Consider the following 21,204-nt stretch of genomic DNA (forward strand, 5'->3'; position numbering starts at 1 on the left):
GGCCAAATCCGATGGGCACCCCAGACGATCACCGGAACGATCGGCACCTGGGCGTCCAGCGCCATCCGGGCCGCACCGCTCTTGAACTCGCGCAGCTCGAAACTGCGGCTGATCGTGGCTTCGGGGTGCATCCCGATGAGCTCGCCCTGCCGCAGGCGCTGCGTGGCCAGCTCGAGCGCGCCGTTCCCGTTGGTGCGGTCCACCGGGATCAGCCTGGCGTGGTTGATCACATAGTTGACCGCCTTCACGTCGGCCATCTCGGCTTTGATCATGAAGTACGCCCGCCGGTGGCGCTCGCGCACCGCGAGCAGCGTTGGCAACCAGTCCAGGTAGCTGGTGTGGTTCTGGGCCAGCAGCGCGCCGCCCCGCTCGGGGATGTTTTCCAGCCCGCGATAGGTGAACTTGGTTCCCTGCATCGCAACCATCGGCGGTACGACCCACTCGCACAACCGGTAGAACCCCTCGGGCATGTCTTCTCCTTCGTCTACCGGGACGGCCGTCCGCCTCGGCCCGCGGCCCGCGCCGCCGCCTCGTCCGCCTCCATCCGGGCCGCCTCCGCCATGGTCGGTGCCCCACCGCCCAGCCGGCGCGGCGTCCAGTACGCCCCCGGCTCGTGCGGATAGTCCGCTTGGACCCGGTGCAGCAGTGCGGTCATCGACTCGCGCAGTGCGGCGTCGGTCTGCGCGATGTCTTCGGCCGCCGGCACTGGCGCGCCTGCCTGCACTTTAATCGGTACCTTGGCGCGGCTCAGGTTGCGTGGGTGGTCTTTGGTCCAGATCCGGTGGGCGCCCCAGACGATCACCGGGACGATGGGAACGTCGGCTTCGATGGCCATGCGCGCGGCGCCCGTCTTGAATTCCTTGAGCTCGAAGCTGCGGCTGATGGTGGCCTCCGGATAAACCCCCACCAGCTCGCCCTCGCGGAGCCGTTGCACGGCCACGGCGTAGGCGCCGGCCCCGGCGCCGCGGTCCACCGGAATAGTCCGGGTGTGCTTGATCAGGAAGTTGACGATCCGCACCTGCTGCATTTCGGCCTTGATCATGAACCTGAGCCGCCGTCTCCGCCGGTGCACGGCCAGCGCGGCGGGCAGGAAGTCGACATAGCTGGTGTGGTTGATCGCGATCACGGCGCCGCCGGTGTCGGGGATGTGCTCCTCGCCTCCGTAGGAGATCTCGGTGTTGGTGGCGACGACCACCAGCCGAGCCAGAATCTCGAGCGTGCGGAAGACGGGCTCCACCATTGATCGCTACTCCGGAGCTCCCGTGGGTCCGGCCCGGCGGGCAGCGCGAGCGGCGGCCTCCTCGGCGTCCATCCGGGCGGCTTCGGCCAGCGAAGGGGCGCTGCCGCCCAACCGCCGCGGCACCCAGAACTCACCCGCCGGGTGCGGCCCGTACATCTCCTGGGCCCGCTCCAGCAGGTGTTGCATCCGCGAGTGCAACAGCCCCTTGAGCTCCTCGACGCCCAACGTCGGTTCGATCGGCTCGCCGACCAGCACCGTGACGGGCACCTTCGGCCGCATCAACTTTTTCGGGTGCCCCTTGGTCCAGATGCGCTGCGCGCCCCAGACGATCACCGGAACGATCGGCACCCCGGCCTCGACGGCCATCCGGGCGGCGCCCGACTTGAATTCCTTGATCTCGAAGCTGCGGCTGATGGTGGCTTCGGGGTAGACGCCGACCAGCTCACCGTCCTTGAGGTTCCTGACCGCCTCCTCGTAGGAGGCGGCGCCGTCCTGCCGATTCACCGAGATGTGCCGCAGGCTGCGCATGATCGGGCCGGTGATCTTGTTGTCGAACACCTCCTGCTTGGCCATGAACCGCACCTTGCGTCCCAGTCCCTGCTGGTAGGCGGGCAGACCCGCGAACGTGAAGTCGAGGTAGCCGGTGTGGTTGATGGCGATCACGGCACCGCCGGTTTTGGGCAGGTTTTCGACCCCCGCCACGGTGATCTTGAGGCCCTGTAGGCGCCAAACCAGGCGGGCAAGTTGAATGACAGTCCCGTATACCGGTTCCACAGCTGATCAGCCTAATGCTCCTGGCTGTGAGTCACCCGAGGTGGCGAAAAGGAGGCCATCGCTTGAGCTTCCCCGCGGCACCCGTTCCGCCGCCCGAAGTGGTTCGCCGGTTTGCCGGCGGCAGGGTGGTTCGCGCCGTGTGGGTCAACGAGATCGGTGGGGTGACCTTCCGGATCGGCCCCGACGCCGGCGGCGCCGAGTTCATCAAGGTCGCGGAAGCCGGCGTGACCGACTTTGCCCGTGAAGCGGAGCGCCTGCGTTGGGCCGCCCGGTACGTGCTGGTGCCGCCGGTGCTGGGCGCCGGCGTCGACGGGGGCTGCGCCTGGCTGCATACCCGGGCACTGCCCGGCGTCTCGGCCGTACATCCGCGCCTGCGGGCCACACCCGAGGTGGCCGTGCGCGCGATCGCCCTCGGCCTGCGCAGGCTGCATGACCGGCTACCGGTGTCGTCCTGCCCGTTCGACTGGTCGGTCGAGGGCCGGCTGGCGGCCCTGACACCCGTCGCGCGTGCACGGCTGGGCAGCCCGCCGCCCATCGACCGCCTGGTGGTGTGCCACGGCGACGCCTGCTCGCCCAACACCCTGGTCGACGGGCGCGGCCGGTACCGCGGGCATGTCGACCTGGGCGACCTCGGTGTGGCCGACCGGTGGGCCGACCTCGCGGTCGCGACGCTGTCGTTGGGCTGGAATTTCCCCGACCGGGTGTGGGACGGAGAATTCTTCGCGGCCTACGGCGTCGAGCCCGACGCCGCTCGCATCGACTTCTACCGACGGCTGTGGGAGGCCGACGATGCCGCCTCGCGCTAAGCTCGGGGGCTGAAAACCCGTTACCGGGCCGTGGGCGAGTACGGCCCCCAGGAAGGTGTTTGTGCAGGTCACCAGCGTAGGTCACGCCGGATTTCTGATCGAGACCCCAGCGGGCAGCATCCTGTGCGACCCGTGGGTCAACCCCGCGTACTTCGCGTCCTGGTTCCCCTTCCCGGACAACAGCCAACTGGACTGGGACAAGTTGGGTGACTGCGACTACCTGTACCTGTCGCACCTGCACAAGGACCACTTCGACGCCAAGAACCTGGCCGAGCACGTCAATAAGGACGCGGTGGTGCTGCTGCCGGACTTCCCGGTCCCGGACTTGCGAAATGCGTTGCAGGAGTTGGGTTTCTACCGGTTCTTCGAGACCGGCAACTCGGTCAAACACCGCGTCAGCGGTCCGAAGGGCGAGCTCGACGTGATGATCATCGCGCTGCGCGCGCCGGCCGACGGGCCGCTCGGTGACTCGGCGCTGGTGGTTTCCGACGGCGTCACAACGGCTTTCAACATGAACGACGCCCGGCCGGTCGATCTCGACGTGTTGGCGTCGGCGTTCGGCCACATCGACGTGCACATGCTGCAGTACTCCGGCGCCATCTGGTACCCGATGGTCTACGACATGCCCGCCCGTGCCAAGGAGTCCTTCGGCGTCCAGAAGCGGCAGCGGCAGATGGACCGTGCCCGCCAGTACATCGCCCAGGTGGGCGCCACATGGGTCATCCCGTCGGCCGGTCCGCCGTGCTTCCTGGACACCGAACTGCGCCATCTCAACGACGACCACGGCGATCCGGCCAACATCTTCCCCGACCAAATCGTGTTCCTCGACCAGATGCGGGCCCACGGCAACAACGGCGGCCTGCTGATGATCCCCGGCTCGACCGCGGACTTCACCGGCACCGCCCTGAACTCGCTGAGCCACCCGATGCCCGACGACCAGGTCGAGGCGATCTTCACCACCGGCAAGCAGGCCTACATCGCCGACTACGCCGAGCGGATGGCGCCCGTCCTGGCCGCCGAGAAGGCGCGATGGGCGCCCGCCACGGGCGAGCCGCTGCTGGAGCAGCTGCGTGCGCTGTTCGAACCGATCATGTCGCAGAGCGACGAGATCTGTGACGGCATCGGCTATCCCGTCGAACTCGTGATCGGCCCGGAAACCGTCATCCTGGACTTCCCGAAACGTACTGTGCGCGAACGCATTCCCGACGAGAAGGTCCGTTACGGTTTCGTCATAGCGCCGGAGTTGGTGCGCACCGTATTGCGCGACCGGGAGCCCGATTGGGTCAACACCATCTTCTTGTCCACCCGGTTCAGGGCGTGGCGTGTCGGCGGTTATAACGAATACCTGTACACCTTCTTCAAATGCCTCACCGACGAGCGGATTGCCTACGCCGACGGCTGGTTCGCCGAGACTCATGACGATTCTTCGTCGGTCACGCTGGACGGCTGGGAAATTCAGCGCCGCTGCCCACACCTGAAGGCCGACCTGTCGAAATTCGGTGTGGTCGAGGGCAACACGCTGACCTGCAACCTGCATGGCTGGCAATGGCGATTGGACGACGGTCGCTGCCTGACCGCGCGGGGTCACGAACTGAGAAGTTCGCGGGCATGAGCGCCACCCACGGCCAGTGTTACGACGACGGCCTGGTCCAGCTGGACCGCGCGGCGATCACCCTGCGCCGCTACCACTTTCCCTCCGGCACGTCGAAAGTGATCGCACTCGGCGCGGTTCGTGGGTACAAGGCCGAGGGGTTGGGCCTGCTGACGCATCGATTCCGGATCTGGGGCAGCTCGGACTTGCGCCGCTGGCTCCCGCTGGACGTGAGCCGGCCGTTCAAGTCGACGCTGATCACGCTTGACGTGCCGGGCATTCAGCCCAGCCCCGCCTTCACGCCGGCGCGACCCGAGGAGTTCACCGCACTCCTGGACGAGCTGCTAAGTCAGCGCGGTTAGCCGCGCGGGCGAGTGCGCGAACACCTGGCTGCGCCTGCCGTCGGCCACCCGGACATACGCCGACTTCAAGGCGTCGATGTACCGGCGCACCGATTCGCGGGCGACCGGGTTGTCGGGAAACAACACCGTCACCTTGGTCTCGTGTTGTAGCCGGATGACCCACAGCGAGACTTGATGGGACACCCTGCCCTCGTCGTAGATCCGAAAGTTCAAGTCGGAGTTCGCGACCGAGGACAGCGGGGCGATGCTGGCGTCCAGGAACGACATCACGAAGTTGCCGGGCCGCGGCCTGGCCAAACCCGCCCCCGGGGGCGCCAACTCCAGCACCCGGTCGAACGGAATGGTGGCCAAGTCGATGCCCGAATCGAAGGACGTCTGCGCGGAGTGCGCCGCGTCCCCGAAAAGCCCGGCGTCGATGTCGACCGTGACCGGAACCAGGCCGGTGAACCAGCCAGTCGTCATCAATTCCGTTGGCGTCCTGCGGGTATCGGTAGTCGTTACCGCGGAAAACGTTTCCGCACCGGTCAATTCACGGTGCGTGAGGCCCGCGCAGGCGAACACACCGCCGCTGAAGCGGGCATCCGCAGCCACGCAGGCCCGCTCGAACCGTTCCGTCTGCCGTTCGTCCATCAGCGTCTCGGTGACGAGCTTGCCGGCATAGGGCACCGAGAGGTCGCCGAGTCGCAGCGGAAAGTGCGGTAGCGTCCCCCCGTTTTCGGCGGCGAAGGCGGTCCACGCGCGCACCTTGGGGGAGTCGGCCGTCAACGCGGCCATCTCCTCCCGCTGCCGAACGCAGTACTCGCCGTAACGCCCGGCCTCCGGGAGTTCGACGGGCGCGCCGCCACCGACCAGGGTGGCGTACATCAGGTGGATCTCCGTGAAGAGAACGCCGACGATCATGGGGTCGACGCAGAGGTGGGCGATGCTCGCGTAGAAGGTGAAATGGTTGTCGCTTTGCACCACTCCGAACAGAAAACAATCCCACTGCAGCGGCTGCGGGGTCGATATGTGTTCGCGCAACTCCGTGGGCGTGAGCCCCCCGTGCTCGACCGGGACGAGTTCGATGTCATCGGGGTCGGCGATGGTGTGGCGAACGATCTGTTGGGCGTCGCGGTAGTCGAACCAGCTGTGGTAGGTGTCATGCCGGCGGATGTGCGCATTGACCGCGTAGTTCATGGCGCGGACGTCGCAGCGGCCGGGGACCTCCCAGGTGAAGATCATCAGGCGCGACATGTCCAGGCCCCGCGCGGCGTGATCGCTGTAGCGCCGAAGGTGTTGGGTTTGCTGGTAGCTGGGGGGAACCGGACTGGGCGGCGCCGCTGCCGCTTTGGCCCTCGCCGCCGGTGAGGCGTGCCAACAGATGACGGAGCGCGCCTGCGGTGTCCAGTCTTGAAGAGTGGTTATGCCGAACACTGAATACCCTGCACCTCCGCGCTATTGGGCTCGGCGGGGCGCAGCTGCGCGCCCGCCGGGCGATGCTCAGGCGACCTGCCGTCCGCGCTGTCGCCGCGGAGCCGAGCCCGCCGGGGCACCCGCAGCCATCCCGCGGCCAGGCGTGTTTCACGCTGCTCCACGAAACCCTCTGGTGGGCACCAACAATGACGGCACCGGACCGGCAGGCCCAGCCGCCCCCAGGATTTCTCCAGCCGCAAGTGGTGCTGCGGGAGCCCCCAGCATATCCGCTTTGGGCGGGGTCCGCCCCGCGACATCCCGTGTGCGCGTGACGTTTGGGTTACACCCGTCTGAACCCAGCCTGACGAAATTCGCTACCCCTGGCATGATCAGCCGAGACCGGCTTGTGCGGGCGAGTTTGGGCGCTGGACCTGGCCGCGTGCGGTACGTTGCCCAGCATGTGGATCACCGTGCTGGTATTGGCCGGCTCGGTGATTTTCGAACCGATCCGGCTCGGTCTGGTGATCCTGCTGCTCAGCCGGCGGAGCCCGCTCAGGCAGTTGCTCGCGTTTCTGTGTGGTGGCTTCGCGATGGGCGTGGGCGTGGGGCTGACGGTGCTATTCCTGCTACGGACCGCGCCGGTGGTCGGCCACGTCAGTGTGGCGCAAGTGCAAATCGCTTCCGGGCTCGTGGCTTTGCTGATCGCCGTTGTGGTGGCCACGCGCGATTCGGCGCGCAGCCGCGCCCGCCCCGCCGAGGCGCCCGTCAGGGTCGGAACTGGCGGCGTTGCGCTGCTGGAGCGGCCGGCACCGAGCGGCCGCCGGCAACTGGCTGACCGCGCACGCGTCTTCTTGCGGGGCGACTCGCTCTGTGTCGCAGCGGTTAGCGGTATGGGCGCCGCTTTGCCGTCGGCGAACTACCTGGGCTCGATGGCCGCCATCCTCGCCTCGCACGCCGCGCCCCTCGCGCAGGTTCAGGCGCTGGTGGCCTTCAACCTGGTGGCCTTCACCGTGGCGGAGCTCCCACTGATCGGGTATCTCACGGCGCCGCGCAAGACGCGTGCCGTCATGGCCGGGCTGCGGAACTGGTTGCTGTCCCGCGGTCACCGCGACATCGCGGTATTGCTGGCCTTCGCGGGTTGTTTCATGCTCGTCCTCGGGCTGACCAGCATCAGTGCGCGGTAGCATCCCTGCTGTAGCTCTTTCGGTAGGCCGTGAGGAGAGTTCGTGAACAAACTGCTCACCTCGGCCATCACCGTTGGAACATTGGCGTGCGCAATAGTTTTCGATTCCGGTGGCGCCGCCGCCGACACCGCTTTGATAGTGCCCGGCACGGCCCCGTCCCCCTACGGGCCGCTGCGGTCGCTGTATCACTTCGATCCCGCGATGCAGCCGCAGATCGACGCGAACTACTACAGTCCGGCGGCCGTGCGCCGCGTGGTGCCCTACCCGGGCAGCTTCTGGCCGGTCACCGGGCTGAGTTCGCCGACCGTCAACAGCTCCGTGACCACCGGGGCGAACAATCTCGATGCCGCGATCCGCAACACCGACGGACCCATCTCGGTGGCCGGACTGTCCCAGGGTTCGCTGGCGCTGGACCGCGAGCAGGCGCGCCTGGCACACGACCCGACGGCGCCGCCGCCCGGTCAGCTCACCTTCATCAAGGCCGGTAACCCCGACAACCTGCTCTACAAGGTGTTCGGGCCCGGGACGCACGTGCCGATCATCGACTACACCGTCCCCGCTCCGGTGGAGAGCCAATACGACACGATCAACATCGTGGGGCAGTACGACCCCTTTTCCGACCCGCCCAACCATCCCGGAAACCTGCTGGCCGACCTGAACGCGATTGCGGCGGGCGGGTATTACGGTCACAGCGCCACCGCATTCTCGGACCCGTCGCGGGTCGCACCGTGGGACATCAGGAGGACCACCAACGACCTGGGCGGCACGTCGACGACCTATTTCATCCGGAACTCCGAGCTGCCGCTGGCCCGGGCGCTGGTCGACGGGGCGGGGATGCCCCCCGAGGCGGTGGGGCCGATCGACGCGGTGCTGCGCCCGATGGTGGACCGCGCCTACGACCCGGGCCCGGCGCACAACCCGGTCCAGATCATCAACGGCATCACCCACATCCCGACGATTTTCTCTGCGGTCTCCTGGCCCATCCGCGGCGCCCGCGCCGGGATCAACCTGGCCACCAACTCCCTGGCCGTCGCCAACCTGGCCCGGATCCTCACCCCGGGTCCCGGGCTCGGCAAAGGCGGCGTGGTGCGCAAGGTCGTCCGCGCGGTCGTCAAAGCCAAGAAGTAACCGCTAGAGCCGCAGCCCGTCGCGGGGCGAAAAGCCAATCAGCTGTTCGGCTATCGGCGCCGGTGACTTCTCTTCTTCGGGCAGCAGCGGCTTACGTCCGACCGGGCGACGGCGCCCCAGCGGCCGGCTCAAGGACGCCCAGCCCGACGGCCACCACCAGTTCGCCCGCCCGACCAGCACGGCGATGGCGGGCACCGTCACCGTCCGCAGCAGGAACGTATCCAGCAGCAGGCCCGTCCCCAGGACGAAGCCGGCCTGAATCACCGTCGACAGGCTGGCGAATACCAGGCCGTACATCGACGCTGCCATGATCAGGCCCGCCGCGGTGATCACCCCGCCCGTCGAGGAGACGGTTCGGACGACACCGGTTCGGATTCCCGACGCCGACTCGTCCCGTAGCCGGGAAATGAGCAGCATGTTGTAGTCAGCGCCCACCGCGACCAAGATGACGAAGGTCAATCCCGGGACGCTCCAATGCATTTGCGCGCCGAGTAGGAACTGGAACACGATGACGCCGATGCCGAGGGCCGACATGTACGACACGATCACCGTGCCGATCAGGTACAACGGCGCAACGACCGCCCGCAGCAATGCAATGAGAATGAGCAGCACCACGCAGATCGTCATCGCGATGATGAACCGCAGATCGTGATCGGAGTAGTCGCGCGTCTCCTTGAGCACCACCGGCAGCCCCACCACCGAGACCTTGGCGTCGGCCAGCGTGGTGTTCGGCTGGGCGCCCTGCGCAGCCGCCCCGATCGCGTTGACCTGATCCATCGCCGCGGTGCTGAACGGATCGAGATCGGTCTGGATCAGGTACCGCATCGCGTGTCCGTCGGGTGAAACGAACGCGCCGGCAAGTCGTTTCAACTGATCGGCCGTCATTCCGCCCATCAGGTCCTGCACCCCGCCCGGCAACTCGGCCGGCTTCCCGCCCTCACCGGTGGCGTACGACAAGGCTTGTGCGGGAATGTAGAAGCCCGCCATCGCCGGCGTCGTGGCTTCCTTCTTCATCGACAGCAGGAACGCGGACGCCTCCCCCAGCCCGAAACCCATCTTCTTGACCTGATCGACCAGTTGCTGCACTCCGTCGGCCAATTGCCTGCTGCCGTCCGCCAGCGTGTTGGTCCCCTGCTGCAGGAAGGTGATCTTCGCCCGCATGCCGCCCGGGCTGCCCATCCCCAGGGAGCCCATCGCACCGATGACGGTGGACAGCGCCCGGCGCAACCCGGAAACCGTTGCCGCGAGGGTGTGTACGGCCTCGGTCGCCCGCAGTTGGCGCGCCAACTCCGATATCTTGCCCAGCGTCCCGTCGTCGCGCGCGGTCACCAACCGCTGCAGTTCCTCGCGCGCGTTCACGCAGGCGGGCTCGGCGCTGCACATCGGGCTGTTGTCCAGTGCACCCAGCACTGGGTTGGCCCAATCGGAGTTGTTCGCAACGAAATTGGCGTTGGCGCCGATGGCGTCGCCGAGCGAACGCATCCCGTTGACGAGCCGTTCGGCGCCCTCGAGTTCGGCCAGCGCCCGGTTCCCGCCGAAAACGTTCTGCAGCGTCGCCAGCGCGTCGACCAGGCCCCCGACGGCGGACACCGCCTGATTCACCTGGGTGCGCACGTCGCCGAGCTTGCCCGCCATCGTGTTGGCGCCGCCCGCCAACCGGTCGAGATCACCGGTGTGGTCGACGATTTGCTTGGAGCCCGCGTCCAGTTTGTCGCCGACTTCACCGGCCTGCCATGAGGTCTTGGCCTGCTCCAGGGACTGCCCGGTGGGCCGGGTGATGCCCCGGACCATCGCGACACCCGGCACCTGGCTGACTCGCTGTGCCATCTGTTCGAGGTCGGCGAGGGCCCTCGCCGTCCTCAGATCCTGCGGCGAGGAGATGAACAGGTACTCGGGGATGATCAGGTTGGTCGAGAAGTGCTTGTCCAGCGCGGCGTATCCGATCGAGCTTTCGACGGTGCCGGGCAGGGCCTTGCGGTCGTCGTAGTTGTAGCGGGCCAGACCCGCGCACCCGGCCAGGATCACCAGCACCAGCGCGCTGGCCAGCAGGTGGGTCTTGGGCCGGCGCACGATGTTGATGCCCGAACGCCGCCAGAAGCGCCGGCTGAGGTCGCTGCGCGGCGCGATCCAGCCGCGGCGCCCGGCGAGCACCAGCAGGGCCGGCAGCAGGGTGATCGCCGCAAAGAACACGACGGCCACCGAGATGCCGAGCACCGGCCCGACCGTCCGCAAGATTCCCAACCGGGTGAAGACCATCCCGAGGAAGGTGATCGCGACGGTGGCGGCCGACGCCGCGATCACTTTGCCGATGGACGCCAGCGCCTTGACCACCGCCTCATCCGAAGCCACGCCCTGACGCACGTAGTCGTGATATCGGCTGATCAGGAACACCGCGTAATCGGTTCCGGCGCCGACCATCATCCCGCTCATGAAGATGACGGTCTGGTTGGCGATTCCCAGGCCCGCCGATCCGACGACGGCCACCAGCCGCTGGGCCACCACCGCGGACGTCCCGATCGTCAACAGCGGCAGCACCATGGTGACCGGGTTCCGGTAGATCACCAGCAGAATGACGAACAACAGCACGACGATCGCTAATTCGATTCGCGCGCGGTCGCGCTGGCCGGTGAGGTTCAGGTCGGCGACCGTCGACGCGGGCCCGGTCAGGTTGGCCCTCAGCGTGGATCCCGCCACGGTCTGCTTCACGGTGTCGGCCACCCGCGCGTACGCCTGTTTGGATTGCGGCGAGCCGAGGTCGCCGGGCAGGCCGACGGGCAGCATCCACGCCTGGTGGTCCTTACTGGTCATCAGCTCACGCAGCGGCGGGGTGGTCAGAAAATCCTGCACCATCGCGACGTCTCGGCTGTCCCGGCGGAGGGCCTCGACGAGGTTCCGGTAGGTGCCTTCGTCGGCGGGGGTCAGCCCCTTACCGTCGCTGAGCACCACCACCGCGATGCTCTGCAACCCGGCTTCCCCGAACGCGGCGTTCATGTTTCGGGTTGCGGCCAACACCGGGGCGTCCGAGGGCAGGATGGCCACCGGGTGTTGCTGAGAGATCTGTTCCAGCGACGGCGCGGTCAGCGATAGGACGCCGGCGATCGCGATCCAGACGCCGATCACCAGCCACGGCCGGCGCACTATCAGGCGTCCGAGCCGGGGGAAGATGCCCGGGGAGTCGTCCCGGCCGGCCTTCGCTAGTGACATTCGAGAACCGCATTCTTTCCGGCGTTAGTACGCGGCCTGCCGGTACCGGTGGGCAGCGTTACGTGCACGCTCGGCCGCCCCGCCGTCGGCGATGCGGACGCACACGGATTTTAGGGCATCGAGGTATCTAGTCACGGAATTTCGGGCCACCGGGTGGTCGGGGAACAACACGCTGGCCGCGGTCTCGTCGAACCGCCCCACCATGGTGCTCAACGGGTAGGTGACCCTGCCGTCGCTGTGTGCACCCACGGTCAGTCCCTCGAACAATTTTGTCATCATCGACAGCGGATTGGCTTGCGCATCAAAGAAATTCACCAGGTTGAACAGCGGCGGCGGCCTGCGCAGTGACGGCACCAGTTCGACGACGCGCTCGAAGGGCACCCGCGCGAGGTCCGCCCCCGCGTCGAAGGACTCCTGCGCGCTTCGGGCGATGTCGTTGAAGGACAGCCCGGCGACGGGCGCGGCGATCGGGATCTGGCCGGTGAACCAGCCCTGCGTCGTGAAGTCGTCCTGCGTGCTGCGCGTGTCCTTCGGGGTGATGCCGAAATAGGTTTCGGCGCTGGTCAATTCGTGACTCGCCAGGGCGAGGCACGCGAACATCCCCCCGACGAAACGGGCGCCCGCACCGACGCAGGCGGTCTCGAATCGATGGGTTTGTCCCTCATCCAGCAGTGTCAGGCCCTGTAAGTCGCCTTCATAGGGCACGGATTGATCGCCGAGGGGGAGCGGGAACGCCGGGAACGTCCCGTCGTTGCGTTCGGCGAAGTCGACCCAGGCGCGCACCTCCGCGGAGCCGGCGGTCAGCGCCGAGGTGTACTCCCGCTGCCGGACGCAGTGGTCGGCGTAGCTGCCGGCCGGCGGAAGTTCGACCGGCGGGTTGCCCCCGGTGAGCTCCGCGTACATCGTCTGGAATTCCATGAGTCCCATTCCGACGAATTGGCCGTCGGCGTGCAGGTGGTCGATGCTGGCGTAGAAGGTGAAGCGGTCGGGGCGCTGAATCACCCCGAAGCCGAAGCAATCCCACTGCAGCGAGTCGGGGGTGGCCACGACATGGTCCTGCAGCTGGGCGCTGGTCAGGTCGCCGTGTTCGGTGAGCACCAGCTCGATGTCGACCGGGTCGGCGATGGTGTGCCGAACGATGTGGTCGGCGTCGAAGTACTCGAACCAGCTGCGGTAGGTGTCGTGCCGGCGCAGGTGCGCATTGATGACGTAGGTCATGGCGCGCAGGTCGCAGCGGCCCGACACCTCGACCGAAGCGATCAGCAACCGGGAGTGATCCAGGCCGCGGGCGGCCTGTTCGCGCAGGCTGCGAAGGTGCCGGGCCTGGACGTAGCTGGGGGGCACCGGGCTGACCGGCGCCGCGAGGGCCTTGGTGCGGGCAGACGGTGACGGGTGCCACGCGAACAATGCGCCGGGCGCGGGCGCCCATTCCTTGACCGTTGAGACTTCCAATGGCCCGATCCGCACCGCTGCCTCCCGTACGTAGCACCGACGGCGGTGCGTGGAGAAGGCAGTGACTGCTCACCCGGGGGATCCGCCAAACACCGGTGGTGCCGAGGTTCCCCGGTAGCGTAGCCCCCGCTGCCGTGCGCCGCTCGGAACGACGTGCCGCCCGGCCGGCGTCCCGAAGGTCAGGCCGTGCGCTCTTCGAGCGCCCGGCGCGCCGCGTTGTAGCCGGGCGTGAAGGTGATGCCCGGCCCCCCGTGGCAGCCGGCGCTGCCCAGGTACAGCCCTTCGATGGGGATCGGCTGACCGCGAAAGCCCTTGGGGCCGGGGCGGTTCGGCCCGATCTGATCCGAGCTCAGCAGTCCATGGCAGTAATCGCCTCCCGGGGCGCCGAACATCACGCCCATGTGCTTGGGGGTGAAGGTGGTGTGCCGGATGATGCTGCGCTCGAAGTTCGGCGCCAATCGGGTGATCTTGTCGATCACGCGCTGGCCCATCTCGACCTTCGCGTCGCCATAGTCGGCGCCACCCTCGATCGGGAACCACAGCGCGAACGCCGAGGCGGCGTGCTTGCCCTCGGGGGCCAGGTCCGGGTCGTTCTGCGTCGGAATCTGCAACACCACGGTGGGGTCGGCCGGCACGATTCCGCGGCGGCAGTCCTCCCACTGCTGCTGAACCTCCTCCGGCGTGCAGAACAGGCCGATGGATGCCTGCATCGCCGGGTCGTTGAGCGCCTCGTAGGGCGCGGCGAACTCCGGCGCCTCCTCCAGCGCGAAGTGCATCTGCAGGTAGCTGCCCCGATGGTCGGTCCGGGCAAATCGCTCCCGAATGTCGGCGGGCAGCAGGGCCGGGTCGATCAGGTCGTTGACGGTGACGTCGGGCGCGATGCCGGAGACGACAATCGGGGCGGTCAACTCCTCGCCGGCCTCGGTGCGCACCCCGCGCACCCGCCCGTCGGCGACCAGGATCTCGGTCACCTTGGAGCGCAGCCGGACTTCCCCGCCGTGGCTTTCCAGCAGCTCGCCCAGGTGCGAGGTGAGCGCCCCGATACCGCCGCGCAGTTTCTTCATCTGCATGGTGTCGCCGTCCGGGACACCCAAGCCGAAGGCGAGCGCGGCCGCGCTGCCCGGGGTGGCCGGCCCGCGATACAAGGTGTTGACGGCCAGCACGGTCATCGATCCGCGCAGCGCGCCGTGCTTTTCGCGGTCGGGAAGGTAACGGTCCAGCACGTCGGTGACCGAACCGAAGAGCATGTCATCGATGGCTGAGCGCTCGAATTCGTTTGTGGCGCAGGCATACATCTCGTCGAACGTCTTGGGCTCGGTTCCCGCCTCGAACCTGCCCAGCGCCCGCGTGGGGGCCTGAGCCCAGGCCATCATCCCCGCCATCCCGTTGACGGCGTCCGCCCCGTGCACCTCGTTGAGGTGGGTGAACAACTTGATCGGGTCGCTGTACTGGATCAGCGGGTCGTCCCCGACGCCGCGCACCGCCACCGACATCACGTCGAGGTCGATCGTCGGCAGGGTGTCCAGGCCGAGCTCCTCGACGACCACCGTCGAGGTGGGGAACTGGACCGAGCCGGCGATCTCGAAGCGGTACCCGTCGAAGAGCTCCACCGTGGACGCCATGCCACCGGCGTACAGCTTGGAATCCAGGCACACCGTGCGCAATCCCGCCTTCTGCAGCAGCACCGCGGCCGCCAGGCCGTTGTGCCCGGCACCGATAACTATCGCGTCGTAATCAGACATGTCCTGACCTCCCGCACAGCAGGCTGGCATGCGGTCAAAGTTTTGTCAATTATGACGAAACTGTGGTGACCCAGGTACCGGAGATACCCTCCCTCAGCGATTCCAGCGCGACGTGCGACATCCGCGCCAGCTCTCCGAGCGACCGCTCCTCGCCAACCATCCAGGCCTCCATCGCACCGAACACCGCGGCGGCGATGCAGCGGGCCGTCACGGTGATGCGCAGCCGCGCATCGGGCTTGCGCGGGGCCGTGCAGCTACGCCGATCCAGTTGCGCCTCGATGGCGTCGGCGAGGTCGGCCTGGACGTCGCGAATGTGGCGATGGATGCGGTCCTGGTCGAGCTCCCCGCCTCGCATCGCGGCGATCTTCGCCACGGCCTCAACGTCATAGGGAAACGCGAAGATAGCCGACTGAACGGAATCGATGAGCGGTTCGTCAGCGGGTCTGGCGTCCAGCGCCGCGCGAAACCAGTTCAGCCCGGTGTAGTCGGCAAACAGCAGATCGTGCTTGGAGCTGAAGTGCCGATAGAAGGTGCGCAGGGAGACTCCGGCGTCGGCCGCGATCTGTTCGGCCGACGTGTCCTCGACCCCCTGCGCCAGGAAGCGCACCATGGCGGCCTGGCGCAACGCCTCACGAGTGCGTTCGCTGCGCGCCGTCTGTGCCGGCCTGACCATGCAAGTAAGTTACCCCAAACCGCCTTTTGTCAGTATTGACAAAACTTTGGGTGCCGGGTGAGACTGCGGCCATGGTCTCGCTTCTTGTGCATGCAGTTCTCGGGCTCACTGTCATCGGCTGGATCGTCGCCGCGAACTCGAAGGTCTTCGCCCGGCCGGCCGGGGGTCCGTTGTTCTCCCCGCTGGAGTGCGTCTACTACCTGGTCGGGATCGCGTCGGTCGCGCTGGGCTGGTACTTCAACATCACCTACGTCTCGCAGTATTCGCACGGGTCCACCAACCCGCTGTGGGGCGAGCACGGCAGCTGGGCCGAGTACATCAGGCTGATGTTCACCAACCCGGCCGCGTCCTCCGCCAGCCAGGACTACACGATCGCGAATGTGGTTCTGCTGCCGCTGTTTACGATCGTGGACGGCTATCGCCGTGGGTTCAAGCACCCGTGGCTGTACTTCGTCTCCAGCCTGTTCACCAGCTTTGCGTTCGCGTTCGCCTTCTACTTCGCCACCATGGAGCGGCAGCGCCGGCACGAGCAGGCCCGCGAGACGGTGGACGCCTAGGTCCCCTCCGCCCAGCGGCGGGCCCACCGGTCCAGCGGATCGAGGGCCTCGCCCAGCGACAGGCCGGCCTCGCCGAGCTCGTAACACTGGTCGGCGCGCTGGACCACCAGGCCCGCGTCCGTCAGTTCGCCGAGCCGGTCATACAAAACGCTGGGGGACATGCCGTCGCAGCGCTCCCGCAAAGCCCGCGCTCCCAGCGGACCGTCGCGAAGCTCCCACAGGATCCGCAACGACCAGCGCCGCCCCAGGAGATCCAGGGCCGCCATCAGCGGGCGCCCGGTTGTCGACCCCCGCACCGGCCGCCCCGGCCGAGCCACCGATTGACGTTTCGGATTCCGTAACGTAGCTTTCTTGTCCATGGTTACGGAAATAGTAACGCCTCGCATCGGTGTCCTCGACCCGCCGTACGAGGACGCAGTGGCGGCACAACTTCAGAAGATGATGCCGCCGAACGTGCCGCCGATCGCCCTGTTTCGCACCCTGGTGCACAACATGCCCATGGCAGAGGCCATGACGCTCTGGGGCGGTTACGAACTCAGCCGCGCGTTGTCGCTGTCCCTTCGTGATCGTGAAATCGTGATCGACCGCACCTGCGCTCGCTGCGGCTGTGAGTACGAATGGGGCGTGCACGTCGCGTTTTTCGCAGAGAAGGCGCGCCTCGATCGCGAGCAGGTCCGCTCTTTGACCCAGGGCGGCGCCGACGATTCGTGCTGGACGGCCGAACGAGATCGCCTTCTCGTGCGGGCCGTGGACTCGCTCTGCGACCGTCGCGACATCGACGACGCCCTGTGGACGGCGCTGCGCGGCGAGTTCGACGAGTGCGAGATTCTCGACCTCACGATGCTGTGCGGGTGGTACCACGCGATCAGCTTCACCGCGCGTGCCGCCCGGGTGCCGCTCGAGCCGGGCAGCCCCACCTTCGCCGGCATCGGTGACTGATCGGTCCCCGAGCGGCAGTCCGCGCTCAGGTCGGTTTGCTGGCGCGCCACCGTTGCCGCCGCCCCGACGGGTCGACCTGCACGTCCGCGAAGCCCGCCTTGAGCAGCCGCGCGCGCAGATCCTTCGGCGCGATCGGGTTGTAGGTGTCGGCGACGTGGAGCAGCCGGAAGGTCAGGGACGGGACGCCGTCGCTACCGGCGAAGGTCCCGCCCGGCTGCAGCACCCGGAAGGCTTCGGCGAAAAGCCGGTCCTGCAATTCGATGCCGGGAACGTGGTGCAGCATCGTGAAGCACACCACCGAGCTGAAGTGGTCGGCGGGAAGCCCGGTGGCGGTGCCGTCGCCGTGGATGATGCGGGCTCGGTCGCCGTAGCGGCGCTGCAAACGCTCGGCCATTGCGGCATCGACCTCGATGGCGGTGAGCGAATTCGCCCTATCCAGCAGGGCGAGCGTCGTCGCGCCGTATCCCGGGCCGATTTCCAAAGTGCGAGAGCCCAATTCGACGCCGTCCAACGCCCACGGCAGCAGCTGATCGGCCACCGCCTTCTCCCAGCCCACCGAGCTGCAGCGCCGCCGGTGCAAGAGATTCATCGCCATGACGGCCACGCTAGGCGGCCGCACACACTGCGTGCTTCCGATATTCTGCCGTGTTATGTCGGAAATCGGCCACCACGGGCCCGCGACCTCGTCGCAGGCGCTGGCGCCGGGGACCCGCATCGAGCGGCACCGACACCCCCTGCACCAGATCGTCTACCCGTCCTCGGGCGCGGTCTCGGTCACCACCCCGGCGGGCACCTGGATCACGCCGGCGAATCGGGCGATCTGGATACCGGCGGGCTGCTGGCATGAACATACGTTCCACGGCCACACGCAATTTCACGGTGTGGCGCTGGACCCACGCCGCTACCGTCGTGGTCCCGCGGGGCCGGCGGTGCTGGCGGTCAACCCCTTGATGCGCGAACTCATCATCGCGTGTTCACGGGCCGCCGGAACCGACACCGGCGAGCACCATCGAATGTTGGGGGTGCTGCATGACCAGGTGCAGGCGGCCGGTCCCGGTGAGCCGCTGTGGATTCCGACACCGGTCGACGCCCGGCTCCGCGAGGCGTGCGCGTTGATCGCCGCCAACCTATCCGCGCCGTTGACGTTGCAACAGCTCGCCCGGCGGATCGGAATCAGCCAACGCACCCTGAGCCGCCTGTTCCGCGACGAGCTTTCGATGACCTTCCCGCAATGGCGCACCCAGCTCCGCCTGCAGCGCGCCCTGGTGTTGCTCGCCGAGCGCCGTGACGTCACATCGGTGGCATCCGAATGTGGTTGGGCCACAGCGAGTGCCTTCATCGACACCTACCGGCGGGCATTCGGACACACGCCGGGCCGGGCGATCGCGAAGGCGCCCTAGCAAATGGTGGCGACCCGCAGCACCCGTTAACCGGTGGGCTCGAGCAGCTCGGTGCCCACGAAGGGCACCAGCGCGTCGGGCACCCGCACGCTGCCGTCGGGCCGCTGGTGGTTCTCCAGGATCGCCACCAGCCACCGGGTGGTGCCGAGCGTGCCGTTGAGCGTGGCGGCGGTCTGCGGCTTGCCGTTGTCGTCGCGATAGCGCGTGGAAAGGCGGCGCGCCTGAAACGTGGTGCAGTTCGACGTCGACGTCAGTTCCCGGTAGGCGCCCTGCGTGGGAACCCATGCCTCGCAGTCGAATTTGCGAGCGGCCGACGACCCGAGGTCACCCGCGGCGACGTCGATTACGCGATACGGCACCTCGATGCGGGCCAGCATCTCGCGCTGCCAGCCCAGCAGCCGCTGGTGTTCGGCCTCCGCGTCGCCCGGCATGCAGTAGACGAACCCCTCGACCTTGTCGAACTGGTGCACCCGGATGATGCCGCGGGTGTCTTTGCCATAGCTGCCGGCCTCACGGCGGAAACACGACGACCAGCCCGCGTACCGCAGGGGCCCGCCGGACAGGTCCAGGATCTCGTCGGCGTGATAGCCGGCCAGCGGCACCTCGGAGGTGCCGACCAAATAGAGATCGTCGGCTTCGACCCGATAGATCTCGTCGGCGTGCGCGCCGAGGAATCCGGTTCCGGCCATCACCTCGGGGCGCACCAGCACCGGCGGGATCATCGGGATGAAGCCGTTCTCGACGGCCAGGCCCAGGGCCAGCTGCAGCAGCCCGAGCTGCAGCAGCGCGCCGCGCCCGGTCAGAAAGTAGAAGCGCGAGCCGGACACCTTCGCGCCGCGCTGCATGTCGATGAGGCCCAGCGACTCGCCAAGCTCCAGGTGGTCCTTCGGGTTCTCGAGCGCAGCCGGTTCGCCGACCAGGTCCAGGACCCGGTAGTCGTCTTCCCCGCCGGCGGGCACCCCCTCGATCACGACGTTGGAGATCGCCATGTGCGCCGCGGTGAACGCCGCCTCGGCCTCGGCCTGCTCGGTCTCGGCGGCCTTGACCTGCTCGGCCAATTCCTTGGCGCGCGCCAACCTGGCCGGCCGCTCCTCGGGGGACGCCGCGCCCACGCTCTTGCTGGCAGACTTCTGTTCCGCCCGCAGCGCATCGGCCGACGAGATCGCGGTCCGGCGGGCGGCGTCGGCCGCCAGCAGGGCGTCGACCAGCGCCGGGTCCTCGCCGCGGTCGAGTTGGGAGCGGCGCACGGCGTCAGGGTCTTCCCGGAGCAATTTGAGGTCGATCACGGCCCTGAGACTACTTTTTCGGCTCCGGTCGGCTGGCAGAGCATCCCACCTATGACCACCCCAGGACTCACATCAGTAACGATTGTCACACCGCACAGGCGCTGCTGTCAGAATGGGAGCCGATGTCGCAAGCGCCCGAGACGGACCTCCCGGAAGCCCCGGAGGCCGACGCCCCTGCCGCCAGGCCGCAACGGTTCCCGGCGGGCTTCCGGTGGCCTCGCAGCCTGCAGGCCCAGGCCACCCGGCGCGCCCTGCTCTTGACCGCGCTGGGCGGCCTGCTGATCGCCGGGGTTGTCACCGCGCTGCCGGTCGGCGGCACCGGTCCCGGCCGATTGTCCGGCTATCTCGACGGCAACCCGGTGCCCACCACCGGGAACAAGAGCGACGCCGCCTTCAACAAGGCCGCGAGCGGTGATTGCCTGATGTGGCCGGACACCACCCCGGAGTCGGCGAAGATCGTCAGCTGCGCCGACGACCACAAGTTCGAAGTCGCCGAGTCCGTCGACATGCGGACGTTCCCCGGTTCCGAATACGGGCCCAACGCCGCTCCGCCGTCGCCCGCCCGGATCCAGCAGATCACCCAGGAGCAGTGCGAGTCCGCCGCCCGGAACTACCTGGGCCCCAAGTTCGATCCCAACAGCAAGTTCATCGTCAGCCTGCTGTGGCCCGGCGACCGGGCCTGGCGCCAGTCCGGCGAGCGCCGCATGCTGTGCGGCCTGCAACTGCCCGGCCCCAACAATCAGCAGCAGGCCTACAAGGGCAAGGTGGCCGAAGTCGACCAGTCCAAGGTCTGGCCGGCGGGCACCTGCCTGGGCATCGACCCGACCACCAATCAGCCGATCGACGCTCCGGTCGAGTGTGCGGCACCGCACGCGATGGAGGTGACCGGCACGGTCAACCTGGCCGAGAAGTTCCCCGGCGCGCTGCCGGCCGAGGCCGACCAGGACGGGTACATCAAGGACCTGTGCACCAAGATGACGGACGCCTATCTGGCGCCGGTCAAGTTGCGCACCACCACCCTGACGCTGATCTACCCCACCGTGCCGCTGGCCAGCTGGACGGCCGGCAGCCGGGAGGTCGCCTGCAGCATCGGCGCGACGTTGGGCAACGGCGGCTGGGCCACCCTGGTCAACAGCGCCAAGGGGCAGCTGCTGATCAACGGGCAGGCGCCGGTCCCGCCCCCCGACATTCCCGAAGAGCGGCTCACCCTCCCGCCGATACCGCTCCAGGTACCGGCTCAGGCCCCGCAAAGCCAGGCCAGCCCCACCCCGGAGATCCCGCCGAACAATCAGCACCTTCCGGGCCAGCAGCCGGTGGTGACGCCCCAGGCGCCCGAGACCAACTCGCCGGCCCCCCAGGCGCCACCACCCGCGGACGCCGGAGCGCCGCCGCAGGCCCCGCCGCCGATGTGCGCACCCTGGCGGCGTTCTCCGTGGCCGCCGCGCTGGTGCGGCACTGGGCCGCCACCCACCTG

20 protein-coding genes are annotated in these 21,204 nt (G+C 67.9%); 9 read left to right on the top strand and 11 right to left on the bottom strand.

Annotated features, from left to right (window positions below):
- The 3 genes from A9X05_RS06075 to A9X05_RS06085 all read right to left on the bottom strand — a co-directional run.
- Positions 1 to 470 (bottom strand): 1-acyl-sn-glycerol-3-phosphate acyltransferase (locus tag A9X05_RS06075; protein ID WP_197498945.1); only part of this gene is annotated, 470 nt, incomplete at its 3' end.
- 14 nt (positions 471 to 484) lie between these two features.
- Positions 485 to 1,240 (bottom strand): 1-acyl-sn-glycerol-3-phosphate acyltransferase, encoded by a 756-nt coding sequence (locus A9X05_RS06080; protein ID WP_067760251.1) that lies wholly within the window; start codon positions 1,238 to 1,240, stop codon positions 485 to 487.
- A gap of 6 nt (positions 1,241 to 1,246) precedes the next feature.
- Positions 1,247 to 2,014 carry a 1-acyl-sn-glycerol-3-phosphate acyltransferase gene (locus A9X05_RS06085; RefSeq protein WP_067760254.1) on the bottom strand — a complete coding sequence of 256 codons (768 nt, stop codon included), beginning with the start codon at positions 2,012 to 2,014 and terminating at the stop codon, positions 1,247 to 1,249.
- Between the two features lie 62 nt (positions 2,015 to 2,076).
- Between A9X05_RS06085 and A9X05_RS06090 the strand changes: the two genes are divergently transcribed.
- From A9X05_RS06090 to A9X05_RS06100, 3 genes are all read left to right on the top strand, one after another.
- Positions 2,077 to 2,820 carry a phosphotransferase gene (locus tag A9X05_RS06090; RefSeq protein WP_067779926.1) on the top strand — a complete coding sequence of 248 codons (744 nt, stop codon included), beginning with the start codon at positions 2,077 to 2,079 and terminating at the stop codon, positions 2,818 to 2,820.
- 61 nt (positions 2,821 to 2,881) lie between these two features.
- Positions 2,882 to 4,432: an MBL fold metallo-hydrolase gene (locus tag A9X05_RS06095; RefSeq protein ID WP_067779954.1), complete on the top strand. Its 1,551-nt coding sequence runs from the start codon at positions 2,882 to 2,884 to the stop codon at positions 4,430 to 4,432.
- Positions 4,429 to 4,773 (top strand): hypothetical protein, encoded by a 345-nt coding sequence (locus A9X05_RS06100; RefSeq protein WP_067760258.1) that lies wholly within the window; start codon positions 4,429 to 4,431, stop codon positions 4,771 to 4,773. The genes A9X05_RS06095 and A9X05_RS06100 overlap by 4 nt, the downstream gene beginning before the upstream one ends.
- On the opposite strand, the gene A9X05_RS06105 is transcribed toward A9X05_RS06100, so the two are convergent.
- On the bottom strand, positions 4,756 to 6,186 hold the full coding sequence (locus A9X05_RS06105; RefSeq protein WP_067779929.1) for a condensation domain-containing protein: 1,431 nt from the start codon (positions 6,184 to 6,186) through the stop codon (positions 4,756 to 4,758). The two genes, A9X05_RS06100 and A9X05_RS06105, sit on opposite strands and share 18 nt — an antisense overlap.
- Before the next feature lie 437 nt (positions 6,187 to 6,623).
- On the opposite strand from A9X05_RS06105, the gene A9X05_RS06110 reads away from it, so the two are divergent.
- The gene (locus tag A9X05_RS06110; protein WP_067779932.1) at positions 6,624 to 7,349 is read left to right on the top strand and encodes a GAP family protein; all 726 of its coding nucleotides are present in this window, start codon (positions 6,624 to 6,626) and stop codon (positions 7,347 to 7,349) included.
- Between the two features lie 42 nt (positions 7,350 to 7,391).
- Positions 7,392 to 8,477 carry a PE-PPE domain-containing protein gene (locus tag A9X05_RS06115; RefSeq protein ID WP_067779935.1) on the top strand — a complete coding sequence of 362 codons (1,086 nt, stop codon included), beginning with the start codon at positions 7,392 to 7,394 and terminating at the stop codon, positions 8,475 to 8,477.
- Between the two features lie 3 nt (positions 8,478 to 8,480).
- Here A9X05_RS06115 and A9X05_RS06120 read toward each other — a convergent pair whose 3' ends face one another.
- The 4 genes from A9X05_RS06120 to A9X05_RS06135 form a co-directional block, all read right to left on the bottom strand.
- On the bottom strand, positions 8,481 to 11,681 hold the full coding sequence (locus A9X05_RS06120; RefSeq protein ID WP_082954908.1) for an RND family transporter: 3,201 nt from the start codon (positions 11,679 to 11,681) through the stop codon (positions 8,481 to 8,483).
- 24 nt (positions 11,682 to 11,705) lie between these two features.
- Positions 11,706 to 13,148 (bottom strand): condensation domain-containing protein, encoded by a 1,443-nt coding sequence (locus A9X05_RS06125; protein WP_067779938.1) that lies wholly within the window; start codon positions 13,146 to 13,148, stop codon positions 11,706 to 11,708.
- A 164-nt stretch (positions 13,149 to 13,312) separates the two neighbouring features.
- Positions 13,313 to 14,875, bottom strand: coding sequence for an NAD(P)/FAD-dependent oxidoreductase (locus A9X05_RS06130; RefSeq protein WP_067779942.1), 1,563 nt, complete (start codon positions 14,873 to 14,875; stop codon positions 13,313 to 13,315).
- Between the two features lie 49 nt (positions 14,876 to 14,924).
- On the bottom strand, positions 14,925 to 15,548 hold the full coding sequence (locus A9X05_RS06135; RefSeq protein WP_067760268.1) for a TetR/AcrR family transcriptional regulator: 624 nt from the start codon (positions 15,546 to 15,548) through the stop codon (positions 14,925 to 14,927).
- 71 nt (positions 15,549 to 15,619) lie between these two features.
- Here A9X05_RS06135 and A9X05_RS06140 point away from each other — a divergent pair, with 71 nt between their 5' ends.
- Positions 15,620 to 16,105, top strand: a complete 486-nt coding sequence (locus A9X05_RS06140; protein WP_067779945.1) for a DUF2834 domain-containing protein — start codon at positions 15,620 to 15,622, stop codon at positions 16,103 to 16,105.
- Here A9X05_RS06140 and A9X05_RS06145 read toward each other — a convergent pair.
- Complete coding sequence (locus A9X05_RS06145) at positions 16,102 to 16,422, bottom strand: helix-turn-helix domain-containing protein (RefSeq protein WP_231972874.1); 321 nt, start codon at positions 16,420 to 16,422, stop codon at positions 16,102 to 16,104. The two genes, A9X05_RS06140 and A9X05_RS06145, sit on opposite strands and share 4 nt — an antisense overlap.
- A gap of 40 nt (positions 16,423 to 16,462) precedes the next feature.
- On the opposite strand from A9X05_RS06145, the gene A9X05_RS06150 reads away from it, so the two are divergent.
- Positions 16,463 to 17,044: a carboxymuconolactone decarboxylase family protein gene (locus A9X05_RS06150; protein ID WP_067760274.1), complete on the top strand. Its 582-nt coding sequence runs from the start codon at positions 16,463 to 16,465 to the stop codon at positions 17,042 to 17,044.
- Between the two features lie 25 nt (positions 17,045 to 17,069).
- Here A9X05_RS06150 and A9X05_RS06155 read toward each other — a convergent pair whose 3' ends face one another.
- On the bottom strand, positions 17,070 to 17,639 hold the full coding sequence (locus A9X05_RS06155; RefSeq protein WP_067779960.1) for a class I SAM-dependent methyltransferase: 570 nt from the start codon (positions 17,637 to 17,639) through the stop codon (positions 17,070 to 17,072).
- A gap of 55 nt (positions 17,640 to 17,694) precedes the next feature.
- On the opposite strand from A9X05_RS06155, the gene A9X05_RS06160 reads away from it, so the two are divergent.
- On the top strand, positions 17,695 to 18,444 hold the full coding sequence (locus A9X05_RS06160; RefSeq protein ID WP_067779948.1) for a helix-turn-helix domain-containing protein: 750 nt from the start codon (positions 17,695 to 17,697) through the stop codon (positions 18,442 to 18,444).
- 26 nt (positions 18,445 to 18,470) lie between these two features.
- Here A9X05_RS06160 and serS read toward each other — a convergent pair whose 3' ends face one another.
- On the bottom strand, positions 18,471 to 19,730 hold the full coding sequence (serS, locus tag A9X05_RS06165; RefSeq protein WP_067779951.1) for a serine--tRNA ligase: 1,260 nt from the start codon (positions 19,728 to 19,730) through the stop codon (positions 18,471 to 18,473).
- 122 nt (positions 19,731 to 19,852) lie between these two features.
- On the opposite strand from serS, the gene A9X05_RS06170 reads away from it, so the two are divergent.
- Positions 19,853 to 21,204, top strand: a 1,352-nt coding sequence (locus A9X05_RS06170) for a septum formation family protein (protein WP_082970900.1), incomplete at its 3' end; no start/stop codon positions are given.

Origin of the sequence: Mycobacterium sp. E3298, from assembly GCF_001666895.1 — a bacterium.
In the GTDB taxonomy this organism is placed as follows: domain Bacteria; phylum Actinomycetota; class Actinomycetes; order Mycobacteriales; family Mycobacteriaceae; genus Mycobacterium.